General features: G+C 70.6%; 16 protein-coding genes. 8 read left to right on the plus strand and 8 right to left on the minus strand.

The features are described from left to right. The first annotated feature begins 296 nt into the window (after positions 1–296). The gene (gene mobF / locus OG928_RS31970; protein ID WP_406290281.1) at positions 297–4,691 is read left to right on the plus strand and encodes a MobF family relaxase; all 4,395 of its coding nucleotides are present in this window, start codon (positions 297–299) and stop codon (positions 4,689–4,691) included. Positions 4,692–4,803: 112 nt separating this feature from the next. On the opposite strand, the gene OG928_RS31975 is transcribed toward mobF, so the two are convergent. The 5 genes from OG928_RS31975 to OG928_RS31995 form a co-directional block, all read right to left on the minus strand. Then, the gene (locus OG928_RS31975) at positions 4,804–5,127 is read right to left on the minus strand and encodes an L-rhamnose mutarotase (protein WP_406290283.1); all 324 of its coding nucleotides are present in this window, start codon (positions 5,125–5,127) and stop codon (positions 4,804–4,806) included. Beyond that, positions 5,115–5,975, minus strand: coding sequence for an amidohydrolase family protein (locus OG928_RS31980; protein ID WP_406290285.1), 861 nt, complete (start codon positions 5,973–5,975; stop codon positions 5,115–5,117). The genes OG928_RS31975 and OG928_RS31980 overlap by 13 nt, the downstream gene beginning before the upstream one ends. Next, positions 5,972–6,877, minus strand: a complete 906-nt coding sequence (locus tag OG928_RS31985) for an aldo/keto reductase (protein WP_406290287.1) — start codon at positions 6,875–6,877, stop codon at positions 5,972–5,974. Before OG928_RS31985 ends, OG928_RS31980 begins: the two co-directional genes overlap by 4 nt. Beyond that, positions 6,874–7,647: an SDR family NAD(P)-dependent oxidoreductase gene (locus tag OG928_RS31990; protein WP_406290289.1), complete on the minus strand. Its 774-nt coding sequence runs from the start codon at positions 7,645–7,647 to the stop codon at positions 6,874–6,876. The genes OG928_RS31985 and OG928_RS31990 overlap by 4 nt, the downstream gene beginning before the upstream one ends. 180 nt (positions 7,648–7,827) lie before the next feature. Then, positions 7,828–8,505: a GntR family transcriptional regulator gene (locus OG928_RS31995; RefSeq protein WP_406290291.1), complete on the minus strand. Its 678-nt coding sequence runs from the start codon at positions 8,503–8,505 to the stop codon at positions 7,828–7,830. A gap of 342 nt (positions 8,506–8,847) precedes the next feature. Here OG928_RS31995 and OG928_RS32000 point away from each other — a divergent pair, with 342 nt between their 5' ends. The 6 genes from OG928_RS32000 (at position 8,848) to OG928_RS32025 (ending at position 16,126) form a co-directional block, all read left to right on the plus strand. Next, positions 8,848–9,918 carry a sugar ABC transporter substrate-binding protein gene (locus tag OG928_RS32000; protein WP_406290293.1) on the plus strand — a complete coding sequence of 357 codons (1,071 nt, stop codon included), beginning with the start codon at positions 8,848–8,850 and terminating at the stop codon, positions 9,916–9,918. A gap of 79 nt (positions 9,919–9,997) precedes the next feature. Continuing rightward, a complete protein-coding gene (locus OG928_RS32005; protein ID WP_406290295.1) occupies positions 9,998–11,086 on the plus strand; it encodes a mandelate racemase/muconate lactonizing enzyme family protein in 1,089 nt (362 codons plus the stop codon). Beyond that, entirely contained in the window at positions 11,083–12,183 is a 1,101-nt protein-coding gene (locus OG928_RS32010; RefSeq protein ID WP_406290297.1) for an ABC transporter permease, read from the plus strand. The genes OG928_RS32005 and OG928_RS32010 overlap by 4 nt, the downstream gene beginning before the upstream one ends. Next, the gene (locus OG928_RS32015; RefSeq protein WP_406290298.1) at positions 12,180–13,265 is read left to right on the plus strand and encodes an ABC transporter permease; all 1,086 of its coding nucleotides are present in this window, start codon (positions 12,180–12,182) and stop codon (positions 13,263–13,265) included. The genes OG928_RS32010 and OG928_RS32015 overlap by 4 nt, the downstream gene beginning before the upstream one ends. Beyond that, positions 13,262–14,932: a sugar ABC transporter ATP-binding protein gene (locus OG928_RS32020; protein ID WP_406290300.1), complete on the plus strand. Its 1,671-nt coding sequence runs from the start codon at positions 13,262–13,264 to the stop codon at positions 14,930–14,932. Before OG928_RS32015 ends, OG928_RS32020 begins: the two co-directional genes overlap by 4 nt. Positions 14,933–15,169: 237 nt before the next feature. Continuing rightward, positions 15,170–16,126 carry a hypothetical protein gene (locus OG928_RS32025; RefSeq protein ID WP_406290302.1) on the plus strand — a complete coding sequence of 319 codons (957 nt, stop codon included), beginning with the start codon at positions 15,170–15,172 and terminating at the stop codon, positions 16,124–16,126. Between the two features lie 113 nt (positions 16,127–16,239). Here OG928_RS32025 and OG928_RS32030 read toward each other — a convergent pair whose 3' ends face one another. Both OG928_RS32030 and OG928_RS32035 read right to left on the minus strand, forming a co-directional pair. After that, positions 16,240–16,608, minus strand: a complete 369-nt coding sequence (locus tag OG928_RS32030; RefSeq protein WP_406290304.1) for a hypothetical protein — start codon at positions 16,606–16,608, stop codon at positions 16,240–16,242. 222 nt (positions 16,609–16,830) lie between these two features. Further along, positions 16,831–18,600: a SpoIIE family protein phosphatase gene (locus tag OG928_RS32035; protein WP_406290306.1), complete on the minus strand. Its 1,770-nt coding sequence runs from the start codon at positions 18,598–18,600 to the stop codon at positions 16,831–16,833. A gap of 74 nt (positions 18,601–18,674) precedes the next feature. On the opposite strand from OG928_RS32035, the gene OG928_RS32040 reads away from it, so the two are divergent. Beyond that, the gene (locus tag OG928_RS32040) at positions 18,675–18,848 is read left to right on the plus strand and encodes a hypothetical protein (RefSeq protein ID WP_406290308.1); all 174 of its coding nucleotides are present in this window, start codon (positions 18,675–18,677) and stop codon (positions 18,846–18,848) included. Positions 18,849–19,406: 558 nt separating this feature from the next. Here the strand turns inward: OG928_RS32040 and OG928_RS32045 are convergent. Continuing rightward, positions 19,407–19,697: a hypothetical protein gene (locus OG928_RS32045; RefSeq protein WP_406290310.1), complete on the minus strand. Its 291-nt coding sequence runs from the start codon at positions 19,695–19,697 to the stop codon at positions 19,407–19,409. Positions 19,698–19,822: the final 125 nt, after the last annotated feature.

The following is a 19,822-nucleotide window of genomic DNA, read 5'->3' on the forward strand; positions in this document are numbered from 1 at the left end:
GGCCTGACCGGCGGCCGGCCGGGACGGGGCCGGCGACTCGGACCGAAGTCCGTACCGGGACCGAGGTCCCGGATGGGCAAAATCGCCGACCCCCGCCGGCGGCTCCCACGAGCAACCGCCCCCAGCTTAGCCCGGCTCGTGTGTGCGGCGCCGGGTCCCGCCGCACGTCCCTCCCCGGGAACGGGGAGTGAGGGCAAGGGAATCCGCGAACAGAGCGTGAGAGCAAAGGAATCCGCACACCTATGCATCCATGGAGTCCCTTCCGTATCTGCTGCCCCATGATTACCCTCTGTCTCGTGCTGACGATCTCGGCCGGCAGCGATCACCGGTACCTCACCGACCAGGTCGGGCGCGGAGCCGAGCACTACTACCTCAAGGCGATCGAGGTCGCGGGGGAGCCCCCCGGCATCTGGCTCGGCGCGGGAGCCGCCGCCTTCGGTCTGCGGGGCGAGGTCGACGCGGAGGTCATGGGCAAGCTCTATGGCGAGCTGGTCGATCCGCTCACCGGTGCCTCTCTGGGCGCGCCGCCGCGCAAGTACCGCGACGTGGAGCAACGCCTTGCGGACGCACTGGCGGCGTTACCCGACGAGGCGACCCCCGAGGAGCGGGACGCGGTGGCCGGCCGAGTGCGCGCCACCCAGGTGCGGGCCGTGAAGTACCTGGACCTGACCTTCTCCGCTCCCAAGAGCTGGTCGGTCTTCCATGCCGCGTTACAGGCCGACGGCCGGCACGCGGAGGCCCAGGCGGTATGGGACGCGTGGATGGAGGGCGTACGCGCCGGGCTCGATCATCTCCAGGAGCACGCCGGTTTCTCCCGAGCGGGTCACAACGGCGTTCGACGCGTGGACGCACACGAGTGGATCGTGGCGGCCTTTCGCCAGCACACCTCGCGCGACGACGATCCGCAGCTTCATGTGCATTGCGCCGTGCTCAATCGAGTCCGTTCGGTCGAGGTGCACCCCTACACGGGCCAACGGACCGAGCGTTGGCGAACTCTGGACGGACGGGCCGTGTACGCCCACCGGCCCGCGGCCGCCGCGGTCGCCGAGCGGGTTGCCGAGGAGGCCCTGACGCGGACGCTGAAGGTGCGCTTCGCGACGCGCCCGGACGGGAAGGCCCGCGAGATCCTCGGCGTCTCCGAGGAGGTACGCGAGCAGTTCTCGTCCCGACGTCGGGCCATCTCGGCGAAGGTCGCCGCGATGGTGGACCTTTACAAGGCCGTGCGTGGACACTCGCCGTCGGCGTACGAGATCACGTGCATCGCGCAGACCGCGACGCTGCACACCCGCGCGCCGAAGAAGAAGGAATCGGTGCCTCGCGAGGAGCTGCTCGCGCGCTGGGAGCGGACGGTCACCACGCGCCTGCGCGAGTCGCTCGCCGGTGTCGCCCGGCGGGTCTTCGATGCCGGGGCGACCTCCACGGTCGAGCCGTTCGACCCGGACCGGGTGATCTCCAGAGCGGTCCAGGAGCTGACCGCGACTCGTCCCACTTTCCGACGGGCCGAACTCGTCGCCGAGCTGAATCGTCAACTCCCCGACTCCCTGGGCGGCCTGACACCCCGTGAGGTCGAGACCCTGTTGGAGGAGCTCGCGACGCGGGCCCTGTCGCCGCAGACGCGAGTACCCGATGGCCCCGTCCTGGTGCGGTTGGCCCCTCCGGACGCGTTACCCACGCCGTCGGCGCTGCTGACGTCCGACGGTACCTCGCGCTACGCCAGGCCGGAGGCGGTGCTCTACACGACGGTCGAGCACCTGGACGTCGAGGCGAGGATCATCGCGCACGCCGTCCACGGGCGCGCCCCCGCCGTTGCGGAAGCGTCGGTCGGTCGATTCCTGGCCGGGCGAACCCTCGGCGTCGACCAAGCCGCGGCGGTTCGCGACCTGGCCACCGCGGGCCGGTTCGTCGATGTGCTGGTGGGCCCGGCCGGGACCGGGAAGTCCTACACCATCGCCGCCTTGTGCGCGCTCTGGGAGGCGAACGGCGGAACGGTCAAGGGGCTCGCGGTCGGCCAGCGGCAGGCCCGGGTCATGGCCGACGAGGGAGTCTCGCGGGTGGCGAACGTCAGGAGGTTTCTCAACGCCAACGCCGCGATAGCCGCAGGTGAGGCGGTGCCCGACCGGGATCTCTACATTTTCCACGCGGGTGAGTTGGTCATCGTCGACGAAGCCGGCACGTGCGCTACGGCCGACCTGGAGAAGATTCTTTCCTTGGCCGCCGAAGCCGGTGCCAAGGTGGTTCTGGCCGGTGACCACGGTCAAACCGCGGAGATCGGTGCCGGCGGGATGTTCGGTCTGCTCGCGCGCGATCTCCCGCATACGCACACCCTCGAGGAAGTGCGCCGTTTCCATGCGAGTTGGGAACGCGAGGCCAGTCTGCGCGTGCGCGAGGGCGACGCCGAGGTCTTCGCCGAGTACGACGTGCACGGGCGCGTGCACGGCGGCGGGCTGGAGGAGATGAAGGAGGCGGCCTACCAGGGCTGGCTGGTGGATCATCTCTCCGGCGTGGACGCCCTGCTCGTGGTTCCCACCCGCGAACTGGCCGCCGAGTTGTCGGGACGCGCCCGCGCGCAACTCGTGCGGCTGGGGCGGGTGGAGGCATCAGGTGTACCGCTGGCGGACGGCAACCTGGCAGGGCGCGGCGACCGCGTGCAACTGCGACGCAACGACCCCAAACTGACGAGTTCGGCGCTGGGCCATTGGGCCACGAACCGGGAAGTCGTGCGCGTGCTCGAACGGCACGCCGACGGCGGGCTGACGGTGGCCTACGACGACGGGGAGACGTTGCGTGTGCCCGCCGCGTATGTCCGCAATCACGTCGAACTGGCTTACGCGGGAACGGTTCACGCGGTCCAGGGCCGCACGGTCGACGCCGCGCACGCGCTCGTCGCCTTGGGCATGAGCCGCGAGCAACTCTACGTCGCGCTCACGCGGGCCCGAGCCGGAAACCATGTCTATCTGGCTGCGGCGGGACCCGACGAGACAGGACCGCAGGGCGTGTTCGCCGCGGTGCTGGGGCGAACCGAGGCGCAGCGCTCGGCCACCGAGGCGCTGCGCGACGCGTTCGCCGAGGCGGAGTCCCTGCGGGCATGGGCGCCCGTCTGGAGCGACCTGGTCGAGCAGCGCGCCGCGGCCGATTGTCTGAGCCTGCTGGTGGACGAACTCGGCGCGGAGAGCGGCGCCCGTGTCGAGGACGACCTGGCGTTCGGCGCGTTGACGCGTTTGGTGCGGCGGGTCGAGGGCAAAGGGTTCGACGCATACCGGTTGTTGCGTGCCGCCGTGCGAGTCAGGGGGTTGGCGGACGCGGACAGCATCGCCGAGGTGCTGCACTGGCGTTTGGAGCGGGAACTGTCGGGCGCAGCGCGTTCGGTGGTTGTGGAGCGCGAGCGCGAGGCGCGTGCGGCATGGCGGCGGCAGGAGCGGTCCATCCTGGCAACGACGCTCCCGACGCGGTCGCAGGTCCCCGTCGCGACTCCTGTCGCCGACACTGATTTTGCCGAACTGGTGCAAGTCCAACAGCAGTTGATGCTCACGGTCGAAGTGGTGCACGCGGGGCAGGCCGCTGCGAAGCGCGAACAGTCGACGGCCGCCGAGCAGGCGGCGGCACGAGCGCGATCCGGCTACCTGGCTCGCACGCCCACGGCGAACGGTCCTGTGGGCGAGCATTTGAGACGGCTCGCGGAGGCCATGGACCGACGCGTGAACGAACTCGGGTGCCTGGCCGCGCAGTCCCCACCCCTGTGGGCCGTCGAGCGGCTGGGAACCGTGCCGGCTGATGCCGCCGCCCGCGAGGAGTGGACGCGTAGGGCCGGCATCGTGTCGAACTACCGTGAGGCGTACGGATACGCGCACCGGAGCGACGCCATCGGCCCGGCTCCGGCGCCGGACGCCGTGGATGCCCGGCACGCCTGGGACCGGGCCGCCGAGGCCCTGGACCCCGCGGCCGGCGCGGACCGAGGTGCCGCGGCCTCGGAAGCCGACCTGCACCGAGCCCTGGACCGGTACGAGCGCGAGGAACTCTGGGCCCCGCCGCATGTCGCCGGCCGGCTCAAGGCGGCCGCGCAGGAGCAGGCGCGTTGGCAGCAGGCGCGTGTCCAGGCGCTGATGGCGTCGTGGATCGCACCCACGGCCAAGGAGTCCGAGGCCGCTAGGAGGGCGGCCGAACTGGCCGAGGTACGGGTTGCGAAGGCGGCATCCGAGACCCGGACGCTCGAATCGGTCCATGCCGCCCGGCTCGCGTGGTACGCGCACACGTCGGAGGCGCGCGAGCGGGCTCGGGCGGCTCGCGCGGAACTGGACCGTCGCCGGGACCGCCGGATCGACGCGGCGAAAGCCGAGGGGCCGGGGGAGGCCATGGGATGGGCACCCGGCACGGCGTTCTCGGGTCCGCCCCCTTCCGGGCACAAGATTGCATCGACGACATCCTCGCCACGTTCGGCGCAGACCCGGCCGGGTGCGGAACCCATGAGCCTCGAGGAGGCGTCGGCACGGGCGGCACGGGCGCGAGCAATCATCGAGCAACGGCGACAGACGGGGCTCGGCGTGGCCGCCACCGGCTTCACGCCGGCGACCACCGTCACCACGTCCGCCGGCCCGGCCGACGAGAGTGCGAAGGACGCGGGCCGCACGGTCGAGGGCGGCGAGCCACGACGAGAGGCATCCGAGCAGTTCGGCCGCGAGGCGGGGCTGGGCTAGGTGTGCAGTGCTGTCCACGAGATCGACTTCGATGGAACGCGCACCGCACTGATCACACATCTGCGGCGCATCGACGGTTCACGGTGTGATGAGGCGCAGCAGCGCCTATTTCCTATTCCATGAGGAACACCGTCTCGGCCGGGCTCCACCATTCGCCGGCATCCGCCGTGTCGAGCGGTTCCTGGCACGGGTCGGTCAGCCGGTGCCATTCCTGCGTGACGGGATCGGCGTTCACCGCGGCCATGTCCCGGTCGAGGTCGTCGCCGTGATACTCGAAGTAGGAGAACAGCAGCCCGTCGCGGTAGTGGATCGAGTAGTTGCGCACGTGTGCCGCGCGCAGCAGATCGAGCACGCCGGGCCACACGTCGGCGTGCAGGCGCTTGTACTCGTCGAGCTTCTCGGGGCGTACCCGGATGACGTGGGCTATGCGTCGCATGTGTCCTCCAAGCGGTAGGCGCGACCGGCCGTGCCGCCCATGATCGCGGCGTCCTCGGCGGCGGTGAGCGCGGGCAGGCACGTACGCAAGCCGGCGTACACCCGCGCGTAGTCGGCGGCCAGCAGACAGACCGGCCAGTCGGAGCCGTACATGCAGCGCTCGGGGCCGAACAGGTCGAGCGCGGTCTCGATGTACGGCCGGAGCTGCTCGGGCGTCCAGGTCTGCCAATCGGCCTCGGTGACCAGGCCCGAGAGTTTGCAGTACGTGTTGGGCAACGCCGCCAGCGCGGTGACCTGGGCTCGCCACACCGCCGCTCCGGCGGCGATGTCCGGCTTGCCGAGGTGGTCGAGCACGAACCTCAGCCCCGGCACCTCGCGCGCCGCGTGGGTGGCGGCCGGCAGCTGGTGCGGCAGCAGGACGAGGTCGTAGGCGAGGCCCGTCTCGGCGACGGCCGCCAACCCGCGCAACACGTCGGCGCGCCGCAGCCAGTTGGGGTCCGCTTCGCCCTGGACCTGGTGCCGGAAACCCACCAGCGCGCCCCCGCCCGGGAGTTCGCGCAGCCGGGCGACGGCCTCGGCGCGGCCGGGGGCGGTGAGGTCGGTCCACCCCACCACGCCCGCGATCGGCGACCGCGGTTGCGTGGTGAGGGCGAGCATCTCCGCGGTCTCGGCGTCGCAGGACCGTGCCTCGACGACGATCGTCCGGTCCACGCCGGCCGCGCGCAGCAGCGGACGCAGATCCTCGACGTCGAACCTACGGTGGATGGGGGCCATCTCGGGGCCGTCCATCCACGGGTAGTCCGCGGTCGCGGGATCCCACAGGTGATGGTGGGCGTCGATTACGATCATCCGAGATGCTCCCAGAGGTCGGCGGGGATGTCGACGGCGGCCATCGCCACGGCGTCCGACACCTCCGCGGGAGTGCGCGCGCCGAGCAGGACGGTGTCGACGGCACGATGAGCGGCCGCGAACCGCAACGCGGCGGCCCGCAGCGGGACCCCGCGCGCGGCACACACATCCCGCAGCCGCAACGCGTGGGCGAGGATGTCGGCGTCGGCGGGCGCGTAGTCGAAGCGGGCGCCGGGGCGCGGGTCGGCGAGCAGGCCGCTGTTGTACACGCCGCCGGCCAGCACCGAGACCCCGAACTCGGCGCACTGGTCGAGCAACGCGCTTCCGCTGCGGTCGAGCAGGGTGTACCGGCCGGCGAGCAGCACGCAGTCCACGTCCGTCTCGGCGACGAAGCGCTGAAGCATCGCGCACTGGTTCATCCCGGCCCCGACCGCCCCGACCACACCCTGGTCGCGCAGTTCCGCGAGGGCGGGTATCGCCTCCCCGGACGCCTGCTCCCAGTGTTCGTCGGGGTCGTGCACGAGCGCGATGTCGATCCGGTCGAGCCCGAGCCGGCACAGGCTCGCCTCGACGGAGCGCCGTACCCCCGCCCCGGAATAGTCGAGGACCCGACGGCGCCGCGGCGTCCCGAAGAACCCGTCGCCGTATTCGGGCGCGTCCGGGTCGTCGACCAGCAGCCGGCCGACCTTCGTGGACAGCGTGTACTCGGCCCGCGGCATGCCGCGCAGGAACCTCCCGAGGCGCTCCTCGGAGAGCCCCGCACCGTAGTGCGGCGCCGTGTCGAAGCAGCGGATCCCGCCGGCCCAGGCCGCCTCCAGCGTCGCCTGCGCCGCGGCCTCCGAGAGCGGTTCGTACAGACCGCCCAGCCCCGCGCAGCCCAGGCCGAGCGTCGCGCCCTTCACCGGGCCTCCGCCGGGCGCAGCCGCAGCCCCTGCATCCCGCCGTCCACGGCCAGGCTGGTTCCGGTCGTCGACGCGGCCAGCGGGCTCGCGAGCGAGCAGATCGCGAACGCGACCTCGTCGGCGGTGACCAGACGGCCCATGGGCTGTCGGGCGTTCAGCGCGACCCGCTCGGCGGCCGCGTCCGCGGCGGTGTCCAGCAATCGGCCCACCCACGGGGTGTCGGCGGTACCCGGGTTGACGCAGTTGACCCGGATGCCCTCCCGGACGTGGTCCGCCGCCATCGCCAGTGTCAGCGACTGGACAGCGCCCTTGGACGCCGAGTACAGCGCCCGCTGGGGGAGTCCGGCGGTCGCGGCGATCGAGCACGTGTTGACGATTGCCGCGTGCTCCGAGGCGCGCAGACGCGGCAACGCCGCCCGCGTGACCCGCACCATCCCCACGACGTTCACGTCGAATACCCGATGCCACTCGGCGTCGTCGTTGTCGGCGACCGTCCCGACGGCGCCGATCCCCGCGTTGTTCACCAGGACGTCGATCCCGCCGAGCAGCGCGGCCGCGGCACGCACGGCCTCGACGACCGACGCGTCGTCGGTCACGTCCGCGGCGAACACCGACAGGTCGGCATCGCCGGCCAACGGCGACACGTCCCGATCCAACACCGCCACCCGCGCACCGCGCGCGACCAGCATGCGCGCGGTCGCCAACCCGATCCCGGCCGCCCCGCCGGTCACCACCGCGGCCAGCCCGGCGAAGTCCCGCTCCCCGGTCACGAGTTCGTCCCGACGAGACCCGAAGGCAATACCTTCATGAGCGAATTTCCTTCTCTCTCAACCCTGTTCACGCAACGGACGACACCTCGGGAACCGACCCTCGGACACCTCACCTCACTCACCCTGCCTCACTCACCCCGCCTCACCTCACTCACCCCACCCGCTCCCGCCCCGCCCCGCTCACGCTTCCTCGTCTCCCGCCGCGACCAGCCCGGGCAGCAGGCGCTCCTGCGCCCGGTGCAGATGCGTGCGCATCGCGGCCGCCGCGACGTCGGGATCCGCGTCCCGGATGGCGTCGAGCACACGTTCGTGCTCCCGGCAGGTCGCGTCGGGGACCCCGGCCGGGAAGTACAGCCGGTACAGATGCGTGTGCGACCGGAAGCGGCGCAGGGTGTCGGCCATCAGCGAGTTGCCGCCGGAGCTCGCGATCACGTCGTGGAAGAGCGCGTCGTGGTGGAGGAACCGGCGCATGGTCTCGCGACTGTTGTCGCCGTGCGCGGCACGCATCCGGGTCAGGCTGTCGGTGAGCGCCCGCAGGCCCTCCTCGCCGACCCGCACGGCGGCCCTGGCCGCCGCCGCCGGCTCCAACAGCAGCCTCATCTCGAACAGTTCGTCGAACGTCTTGCCACTCATCAGCGGGGCGGCCGAATATCCGGCGAGGGCCCGTTTGACCACCAGGCCGTCGGCCTCCAGGCGGGCCAACGCCTCCCGCACCGGGGTGGGGGACACGTCGAGGGCCTGCGCCAACGTGTTGATGTTGAGCTTGGCTCCGGGTTCGATCTCGTGATCGACCAGCCGTTGTGCGATCGCCTCGCACACGGTGTCCGCGAGCATCTGTCGAGGCTGCGCCTCTGTCATCGCTTCTCCTCCTCGACGCAGACACGCCGGCGCGCTGCTTCGGTGACGACATCCGCAGATCCAAGCATGTCGTACGGCCGCCGTGGCTAATTAATATAGGATCCACATCCTCCGTGGCTATAGATGCACGATGCTGCCGAGGGCCGGATCGACGCCGATCAGAGCTCGATTCCCGACTGTGACCAGCGAGTTTTCGCCACATGGTCGCATTTGACCGCGATTGCAGCTCGTCTTCCCGCGCTGGGCGGCTGAAAATATTCGCCGCACTCGAAGCCTTGACCCCATCTGGATCCGCGAGCATGCTTCTGGAAAATATAGTATCCGGCTCCGGAGGTTGGTCCTGTGAAGCGATCGCCCGTCAGAAACGCCCTGTTCTGCGCCACCGTGTCGCTGTCGTTGGCGGCGGCCCTGACCGGGTGCAGCACCAAGGGCAGCACCGGCGCCGCCAACGACAAGGGGGCGGCGGACAAGATTCCGGTCTCGGCCGTCAAGGTGGCCCTCGTCCCCGGCGGCGCACACCCGTACTTCCAGCTCTGGAAGACGACCGGAGCCAAGGCCAAGGCCGACTTCGGGCTCGGCGACGTGACCTACGACGAGACCGCCGAATGGAACCAGGCGAAGCAGAACAGCCTGTTGACCTCGCTCGCGGCGCGCGGCCACAACGCGTTCGGCATCTTCGGCGTGTCACCGACCGACATCAACAGCACCTTCGCCGACCTCAAGTCCAAGGGATTCGCGGTCGCGTCGCTCGGATCGTGTCCCGCCGGCGGCACGCTCAAGGCCGACTTCTGCCTGTCCACCGACGTCGAGCAGGCCGCGTACAAGGCCACCCAGGCGGACATCCAAGCCATGGGCGGGCACGGCAACCTGGTCCACCTCACGGGCAACAACGTCGACTCCAACACCCAGCGGCGGATCGCGGGGGTCAAGAAGGCGGTCGCCGAGACCAACGGCCAGGTCACCCTCCTGACCACGGTGACCGACATCGACACCGACCTACAGACCGCGCAGAAGGCGGTCTCCGACCTGCTGACCGCACACGGTTCACAGATCAACGGACTCGTCGCCACGGCCTACAACCCGGCGGTGGCCGCGGCCGCCGCGATCAAGCAGGGCAACCTGCCGATCAAGGTGGTCGCCATCGACGACGACCCGAAGATCCTGGCCGGCATCTCCGACGGCTCGGTGTCCGGGACCGTCGCGCAGAACCCGGCCGGCCAGGCATACGTCGGATCGTGGGCGCTGAGCCGCCTGCAGAGCGGGCAATGCACCGTGCGCACTCCCGGCGCCGTGATCGACTCCGGCTCCTTCGTGGTCACCCGGGACAACGTCGGCACCTACGACGCCGAGCGGCAGACCAAGACGGACCAGCTGATGAACGACTTCAAGACCTCGGTCCTGTCCTGCCCCTGAGTCACCCCGCCATCCCGCCATCCCGCCACGCCGCACACACCCGCACGCACACCCGCACCCACGACCTCGGGAGACACGCATGACCAGGATCATCAAGGCGAGCGCCTTCATGATCGACGTGGAGGTGGAAACCAAGCGCACCGACGCGGTGCAGTCGTTCGTGAAGCAGGAGACCGTCTTCGTCGAGTTGACCACCGACGACGGGAACACCGGGACCGGCTACTCGTACACGATCGGCACCGGCGGAACCTCCGTACTCGCGATGCTGCGCGACCACCTCCTGCCCCGGCTCGCCGGCCGCGACGCCCGAGAGATCGAACGGGTGTGGCACGACCTGTTCGCGGCCACCCGGGCGACCACCGTCGGCGCGATCACCTCGCTCGCGCTGGCCGCGGTGGACACCGCGCTGTGGGACCTGCGCTGCCTGCGGGCCGACGAGCCGCTGTGGCGGGTGGCCGGCGGCTTTCGCCCCGAGGTGCCGCTGTACGACACCGAGGGCGGCTGGCTGCACCTGAGCACCGACGAACTCGTCGCCGGGGCGCTGGCCTCACAGGCCGCCGGCTGGCAGGGCGTCAAGCTCAAGGTGGGCAAACCCAGGATCGAGCAGGACGTCGAACGCCTGCGCGCGGTACGCGCGGCCGTCGGGGACGGCCTCGACATCATGGTCGACGCCAACCAGTCGATGACCGCGGCCGAGGCCCGCCGCCGCGCCGCCGCGCTCGAGGGGCTGGGCATCGCCTGGTTCGAGGAGCCGCTGCCGGCCGACGACATCGAGGGCCACGTCGTGCTCGCCCGGTCGACGTCGATTCCGATCGCCGTGGGCGAATCCCTCTACTCCCCGGGCCAGTTCCGCGACTTTCTCGCCCGCGGCGCGGCGTCGATCGTGCAGGTCGACGTCGCCCGGGTCGGCGGGATCACCCCGTGGCTCAAGGTCGCCCACCTCGCCGAGACGTTCAACGTCGAGGTGTGCCCGCACTTCCTGATGGAACTGCACGTCAGTCTCACCGCCGCGGTACCCAACGGACGCTACGTCGAACACATCCCACAACTGCGCGCGATCACCCACGACGAGATGCGGGTCCGCGACGGGCACGCCGTCGCGCCCGAAGCCGCGGGCCTGGGCATCGCGTGGGACCTCGACGCGATCGACGACAGGAGGACGACATGACCGGGCACACCCCGGCGCCCGACGACGCGGACGTCGGGCGTCCGCGGACGACCACCGATTCCGCGCCGGCGGCGGCCCGATGGGCCGGTCGCTGGTCGGCCGGCACCGCCCAACGCCTGGGTCTGGTCCTTGTCGGCGCGGCCCTGGTGGTGCTCTTCGGCTCCGCCCGCGCGTCCTTCTACGACCAGCAACTGACCATCTTCCCGCTGCTGCGCGACATCGCCGTGTTCACCGTGGTGGGCCTGTCCCAACTGGCCACGATGTCGATCGGCCACATGAACCTGGCCGTCGGCCGGATGGCCGCGTTCTCCGCGATGTTCATGGGGATCGCGTACCAGCAGTGGCACCTGCCGCTGTACGCCGGACTGGCGGTCGGGCTCCTCGCCGGCGCCGCCATCGGCGCGCTCACCGGGTGGATCATCAGCGCCACCGGCGTCAACTCGTTCGTGGTCACGCTCGCGATGGACTTCGCCCTGCTCGGCCTGGTGTCGCTGACGTACTCGCAACTGACCACCGTGGCCGCCTTCACCGCCAAGCCCGCCGGCATGGACGAACTCCGCGGCTACTCGATGGCCGACGTGTGCGTGGGCAACGTCTGCGGCTCGCCCGCGATCCCGCAGATCCTGGTGTTCACGCTCGTGGCGATGCTGCTCGTCGGCTACCTGTACTCGCGCACCCGGACGGGTCGCGAACTGCTCCTGGTCGGCTCGAACAGCACCGCCGCCCGGCTCTCCGGCGTCCCGGTCACGCGTCGGGTGATCGGTGCCCACGCCCTGTCGGGGATGCTCGCGGGCCTCGCGGGCTTCATGCTCGCGGTCACCAGCGGCTCGTTCACCGCGGGCATCGGTTCGGAGTTCATGATCCCCTCCTTCCTGGGCCCGGTCCTGGGCGGCACCCTGCTCACCGGCGGCGCCGTGTCGGTCGTGGGCACCCTGCTCGGCACGTCGCTCGTGCAGGTGATCCGACAGGGCCTGACCACCTTGGGCACGGGGCTGGAGAACCTCAACATCTACCTCGGCGTGATCCTGCTCCTCGCGCTGTCCACCGACCGGATCAGGTCGGTCGTCTCGGCCCGAAGGGCGGTGGCCCACCCGTGAGCACCCCCGACACGGTCCCCACCGCCTACCGCGCGGCACTGGGACGATTCACCCGCTCCACCGAGATGACCCTGTTCGCGGTCGGCACCATCGGATTCACGATCCTGGTGGCGAGTTCGCACGGCAGCCTGCTCCGCGGCAACGCCGTGCACGGCATCCTGATCTACCTCACCGTCCCGATCCTGATCGGCCTGGCCCAACTCGTGGTGCTCGCGGTCGGACAGATGAACCTGTCCGTCGGCACGCTCGGCGGTTTCCTGGCCGTCCTGATCGCGGTACTGATGGCCGATCACGGTGTGCCCGCCCCGATCGCGATCGCGATCGTCCTGGTCGCGGGTCCGGCGATCGGCGCCGTCAACGGCTTGCTCGTGGTGGCCACGCGGATCAACGGGTTCATCGTCACGCTCGCCACCATGACGATCCTGGGCGGCCTCCAATACCGGCTCGCCGGCACCCGCACGATCGATCCGGGCTCGTCGTCCCTGGCCCGGCTCGGCGACCGGTCCGTGTTCAACATTCCGGTGATCTTCCTGATCGCGCTGGTCCTCGCCGCCGCGCTGGCGTTCTTCCTGCGCCGCGCGACCGCCGGCCGTCGGCTCCTGGCCAGCGGCGGCAACCCCCTGGCCGCGCGGTTGTCGGGCATCTCCAACGATCGCAGCGTGATCGTGGCGCACGCGCTGTCGGGGCTGATCGTCGCGGTCGCGGCCATCCTCACCGTCGCCTCCGCACCCGGGGTCAACAAGAGCATCGGCGGGGACTGGCTCCTGCCCAGCTTCGCCGCGCCCATCATCGGTGGGGCCGCCCTCGCGGGAGGGTCGGTGTCCGTACTCGGCGCCGTGCTCGCGGCGTTCATCGTGCGCCTGGTGGACGTGGCCCGCGCGCAGTATTCGCTGGACCCGAGCTGGGTCAACTTCACCGTGGGCGCCGTGGTGCTGGGCACCGTGCTCGTGGGGCGAATCCGGTCGAGTCGGCAGGACCGTACCGGGCGCGTGCCCGACCGGGATTCGAGCCCGCTGCCGGAACCCCGGCCCGACGACCAGGCGAAACCGCTGCCGACCGCCGGCGCGAGGAGCACATCATGACCCACCCCGCAGCACGCACCGAACCCACCGGACCTGCCGGACCTGGCGGATCCACCGGACCCACCGGACCCACCGGACCCACCGAACCGATCCTGTCGGCCGACCGTCTGGCCAAGTACTTCCCCGGAGTCCGAGCCCTCGACGGCGCGACGCTGCGCCTGCGCCCCGGGTCCGTGCACGCCCTGCTCGGCGAGAACGGCGCCGGCAAGTCCACCCTGATCAAGGTCGTCACCGGCCTGTACCAACCCGACGGCGGCCGGCTCGCGCTCGACGGCACCCCGATCGACTTCCACTCTCCCCACGACGCGGTGCGGGCGGGAATCTCGGTGGTCCACCAGGAACGCAACGTCATCCCCGAGTTCTCCGTCGCCGAGAACATCACCCTGCGCCGGATTCCCTCCCGTCGCGGGCTGGTCGACCGGGACCGGATGCGCGCGCAGGCCCGACGCTGCCTGGACTTGCTCGACCTCGATCTTGATCTCGACGCCCGGGTCGGCTCGTTGTCGACCGCGCAGGTCCAACTGGTGGAGATCGCAAAGGCGTTGTCCACCGACAGCAAGGTGCTGCTGTTGGACGAACCGACCTCCGCGCTCACGCTGCGCGAGACGGACCGGCTCCTGGACATCGTGCGTCGGTTGCGCGACCAGGGCACCGCCGTCCTGCTCGTCAGCCACAAACTCGAAGAGGTGTTCGCGGTCTGCGACACGGTCACCGTGCTGCGCGACGGCGTCTCGGTCCTGGAGGGCGAGCCGATCGCCGCGTACAGCCGGGACGACATCGTCGGCGTCATGGTCGGACGCGCCCACACCGCACGGGAGTTCGCGCCCCGCGCGGTGGATCCACACGGTCCGCCCATGCTCGAACTCGACGCGCTGTCGACAGCCTCGGGGCACCGTGACGTCTCGCTCGACGTGCGGCGCGGGGAGATCGTCGGCCTGTACGGGCTCGTCGGCGCGGGCCGCACCGAACTCGCCAAGGCGCTGATGGGCCTGGACCGGGTCGTCGGCGGCACCATCCGCGTCCGCGGCGAGGACGTCCGCATCCGCAACGTCGGCCAGGCGCTGAACAGGCACCGCATCGGCTACGTCCCGGAGAACCGCAAGGAGGAGGGCCTCTTCCTCGACCAACCGCTCACGATGAACATCGCGGTGACCGTGTGGTCGCGGATCCGACGCGCCCTCGGGTACATCCCCGCCCACCGCGAACGCGAACTCGCGGCCGAGTACACCGAGCGGCTCGGCATCCGGGTGTCGGGCCCGAGCCAACTCGTCGGCCAACTCTCCGGCGGCAACCAGCAAAAGGTCAGCCTCGCGAAGTGGCTCGCCGCGCAGACCGAGATCCTGATCATCGACGAACCCACGGTCGGCATCGACGTCCGCACCAAGGCCGCCTTCCACCAACTCATCTGGCACCTGGCCGCCGACGGCCTCGCCATCCTGCTGATCACGAGCGACCTGCCCGAGATGGTCACCCTCGCCGACCGCGTGCTGGTCATGCGCGACTACCGGATCGCCGGCGAGGTGCCCAACACGCACGACTACGCGTCGGTGAGCCAGGCGGTGATTCGCCTCATCCACGGCACCGGGACCGAGGACCTCCCGACCGCACCAGAGCCTTCGAACCCGGAACCGACCGGCGGGTTCGAGCCCTCGAACAAGCTGCTCTGACCGGGGACTCCGCCGGGCGACACGGTGGCGCCGGCCGGGCCTGCGGGCGGCGCCCCGTGTGGCGAGGGCCCGTTCGAGAGGGCATCGCCGTCCGACTCGACCAAGGAGACCACGCCGCCACGCCGAACGACCGGATTCGTATCCCCGGCCGGTACGAACGGGTAAGTATCGGGCGGGAGTTCGGCCTTTTTCGCATTTTCCGATACAACACGGTCGCGTTGGGTAATGATGCTGCTCATGGCGATCACACCCGGCTCCGACGTTTGGTACATCTCCTACGGGTCCAACATGAACCAGGAGCGATTCCGGTACTACATCGAAGGCGGCACGCCACCGGGCAGTACGAAGTTGCACCAAGGCAGCATCGACCAGACGCCGATCCGCGAGAGCAGACCCGTCATCATGCCCGGCGGCATCTTCTTCGGCGACCACAAGTCGCTGAACTGGAACGCCGCAGTCTCGTTCTACGACCCGAACCTGCCGGGCGAGATGCCCGCGGTGGCGCATCGCGTCACCCAGAAGCAGTTCAGCGACCTCACGCTCCAGGAGATGGACCGGGTCCCGGAGAGGGAACCGGACCTCGACATGGGCCGCCTGCTGCGAGACGGCCATCTCAAGGTCGCCGACGGCTGGTACGGCGAGGTCCGCGTCGTCGGCCACATCGACGGCATCCCGGCGGTCACCTTCACAGGCCCGTCCGACGCGTCGTCGGTGCGCGGCCGACCACCGGGGCTGGCGTACCTGAAGATGCTGGCCACCGGCCTCCAGAACAACTTCGCCTGGTCCCCGGAGCGCGCGGCGCGATACCTCGCGAACCGCCCTGGCGCCAAGGGCACGTGGAAGGCCCGACCGCTGGCGAAGATGCTGCGCGCCAACGCGGGGGGTGCCGGGAACCCCAAGAACCACAAGAGCCACAGGAACCACAAGGCGTCGGGGTACGACACGAGGCCCAGGTCCCGCCACACACGCGTCGAATCCGGCGCCTCGACGCGGGCGACGCCGGAAGCCGCACCCGGGCTGGCCGCGTTGCGGCGGGGCATGGGACCTGTTTCCCGCCGCCCCGCACAGACCCGCGTCACCCCGTCGGCGGGCAAGGCCCGCGTCTCCCGCGGGATACCGCCGCATACCCGCATCCCCGCCCGCGCCTCGGGGACCCGCCAAGGCGTGTCCGCGGAACGCGAGCGAGGCCTCTGACGGTCTCCCGACGCGGCCGCCGCAAGAGCTCGGGCCCGGGACGTTCGTTTGCGTCCGGGGCCGGCCCCGCGTCCGGCGGGGAAGCCGGCAGCGGAGGGCCGGGCCGGGTCACGTCACTTCCTGAACGCGGCCGGGAGGTGGTAGCGGGGGACGAAATACCCGCCGCGTTCGTCGTCGTGGCCGACCGCGCCCACCGCGACCATGCGCCGCGCGACGGCGAGGACCGCGTCCACGTCGGTCGGGGCGGTGTCCTCGCCCGGCAACGGGAACGGCTGCGTGTCGAGACACACCAACACCACCGCGGCCATGGCGCGTTCGGTCCTCCCCGGGATCAGGCTGTGCCCCAACGCCCACAACGCCTTGGCGGCGTCGACCTCCATCGGCTCGCCCTCGAGGTCGAACCGGTACGTCGCCGGGAACACCCGATCGCCCACCACCTCCACGCGCTCCCGGAACACCACGCCCCGCGTGAACGACGGCACCTCGCCCCCCGACCGCGGCTCCCGAACAACCACACGCCCACCACGAACCCGACTCTTGCGACTCATGCCCGGTCAACTCCCCCACCCACCGCGCGGTCACGCCCACACGACTCCTTCCGGGCCACGCCGGGCTCCGGCAGGCCGGCGTCGGCCGGCACTCGACCGATCGATGCCGAATGTTCTCGTTCGTGTCGTCCACGGCATCGAACAGTGGGCCGGCCCCTATGGGATGTCCTGCTCCGCCCAGACAACCTTGCCGGTCGGGGTCCGGCACGAGCCCCAGCCCCGGCAGAGCATGTTGATCAGCTGGAGTCCCCGGCCGCCCTCGTCGCTGAGGGATGTGTGCTGAATCTGGGGCAGGTCCGGCCCGGTGTCGGAGACCTCCACCACCAGGCGGTCGTGCCGGAGCAGACGCAGCCTTCCGGGGGCGCCGCCGTAGCGCAGCGCGTTCCCGACGAGTTCGCTGACGACGAGTTCGGTGACGTCCGATAGTTCACCGAGGTCCCAGACGTCGAGCTGCTCACGGACGAACTTGCGTGCCACGCCCGCCGCCGAGCCGTCTGCCGGCAGGTCCCACGTGAGCAGATCCGTCCCCAGGAGCGATTGTTGCGTCGCCGCGACCAGCATGACGGCCTCGTCGAACCGAGCGCCTCCTTCGGGCGCGAGATCGCCGAGCGCACACGAGTCCAGTTCGGCCGGATGCATCCCGGAGGCCCTCTTGCGCAGCCGCGCCAGCTGGATGTCGATGTCCTCCGTACGTGACTTGATCAGCCCGTCGGTGTAGAGCACCAGCCGGCTGCCGGGAGGGATGGTCACGCGCAGCGGGTCGTACGGGATGACCCCGGCGCCGATGGGAGCGCCGACCGGTACATCCACGTACGACGCCTCGCCCTCCGGAGTGATCAACAGGGGCGGCAGGTGCCCGGCGCTGACGAAGGTGTAACTGGCGTCGGCGGGATCGTAGACGGCACACAGGCAGGTGGCGACCTGGTCGTCCTCGAGGTCGCGGGCGGCCAGGTCCAGTCGGGCGAGCATGCGTTCGGGGGTCATGTCGAGCGCCATGAGGGTCCGGGCGACGGCGCGGAGCACGCCCGTGGTGGCTGCCGCCGCCAGACCGTGACTCATGACGTCCCCCACCACGAGGGCCGTCCGGCCGCCCGGCAGGGGTGCCACGTCGAACCAGTCACCGCCGCCCCCGCGCGGGTCCGCGCTGGGGGTGTACCGGGAGGTGACCTCCAGACCCGGCGTGCGGGGAGTGACACGGGGCAGCAGATTCCGCTGAAGCCGTGCCACGTGCTCGCGTTCGCGTGCGTACAGCCGGGCATTGTCCACGTCGACGGCGGCCTTCGCGGCGAGCTGGGTGGCCAGCGCCAGGTCTGCCTCCGAAAAGCCCGGCCGATTGCCCGCCCGGACGAAGTCGGCCGAGCCCAGGAGCACTCCACGGGCAATCAACGGCACCATCATGTAGCTGTGCACGCCCGCCTGCCGGAGCTTGGCCGCAGCGCTGGCCGTGGGGGCCATCTGTTCGTACTCGTGCGGCCCGATCCTGCTGATGAGCAAGGGTTGGCCGGCGGCGATCGCTCGGGTGAAGCGCGAGTCCCGGTCCGGAGCGGAGGTGGACATCTCCCCGACTTGGTCGGGCTCCAGGTTCGCGAGTCGGTCGATGGCCGCTATGGCCATCGCCCGCCTGACCGGCCTGGTCCTCCCGCTCGGGCGTTCTCCTTCCTCCCCCTGGAGTACGGACTCCAAAAGATCGACGGCGGCACCGTCGGCAAATCGGGGGACGGCGAAGTCCGCCAGTTCCTGGGACGTGGTCTTCAGGTCGAGGGTGGTCCCGATCCGCAGGCTCGCCTCGTTGAGCCAGCTGAGCTGATCGCGGGTGGCACGGATACGCGGGGTCAAGCCCTGGGCCAACGCGGCGGAAAGGCGACGCGCAAGGCGAAGGTCCAGGAGGTGTCTCCGGCGGCGCCCCACGTCCACTCTCCCGCTCATCCGCCCTCTTCCGTTCGGCGCTGCCGGACCGTCGGATGCGACTCTGCCACCCGTCGCACCCTCGCCGTTGCCTCATGAGCGATTCGGCCGGCCGGCACAAGGAAATGTCACAGGACCTGCTGATCGACACGATACCGGCGCCGGGGCGTGACGCCCGGCTGAAGACCTCCACCACGCGGCCGAGCCGGATCACCTTCCCGGATGCACGCGCCATCCCCCGACCCCGCGACACCGACAAGGTTGGATGAACAGGCATCGGCGATCCGCGTGGTCGGGTGGGGTGGCGGTGTGTTGGTCGGGGTCGTCGCGTAGGGATGTTCGGCCTGCTCAGGCGCCTTTCGGGCGTGGCGGAAGGGCTGTTGGTGGTTGCCGCATGGTGACCGGGGGAGTGTCGCGGGACTCCTGCGACGCCCATGCGGGTTTGTCTGCTGATCGAGCGTTCCCGTGTCCGGGACCGGTGTCGGGCGGTGGCCCGGGAGCCGCGGCGGTTCGGCGCCGAAGCCCTTCGCCCGCGCCACCCGGGAGTGTCGCGGCGCCCCGTGCGTGGGGCGTACGTCGCCTGCCGAAGATCGGCATGCCCAGGACGACCACCCCGTACGCATGTGCGCCTCGCGGCGGAGACGGCCGGACTGTGCCCGCGGCTCGTCGCGGCCGGCCAACGCCGGACGGTACGCTCGTTCACCCCCAACGCGCCGGCACACAACCGCACTTGCTCGTAGCCCGGCCCCCTGGAAGAAGACCGGGAACCCGTTTCACACGCCCGTCAGGGGCGAGGCGTCGAGGAGCGGCCTCGCCCCTGTGTGCGACTACGGGCTCGGTTCGGCCTCGATGAGGGAGGTGATCGTGGATATCACCTCGTTGAGCGTCGTGACCGTGGTCGTGGGAAGTTCGTCGAGTTCCCCACGGTCGAGCGCGACCGCGTAGATCGTTTCGAGCGTTCCGGCCAGTGGACGCAGGTCGTCACGTACCGGTCCGGGATCCAGCGATTCCACGGTGTACTCGATGTCGTCGACGAGCCGACGGAGGGAGGACTTCCCCTCGCGGAACTCGGCCACGCTCACTCGGATGTAGCCCAATCGCGCCTGATGTGTTGGCACTCTACGGTTCTCCGTTCTCATGACCGTCCGGGGCGTTTCGGTCCGGCGCGCTCACGATACGTTTCTGAATCAGCCGTTTCCGGCCGACAGACTGCATGACCTGGGCCTTGAACATGCCGTCTTCC

This window comes from Embleya sp. NBC_00896 (assembly GCF_045207785.1).
Classification (GTDB): Bacteria; Actinomycetota; Actinomycetes; order Streptomycetales; family Streptomycetaceae; genus Embleya.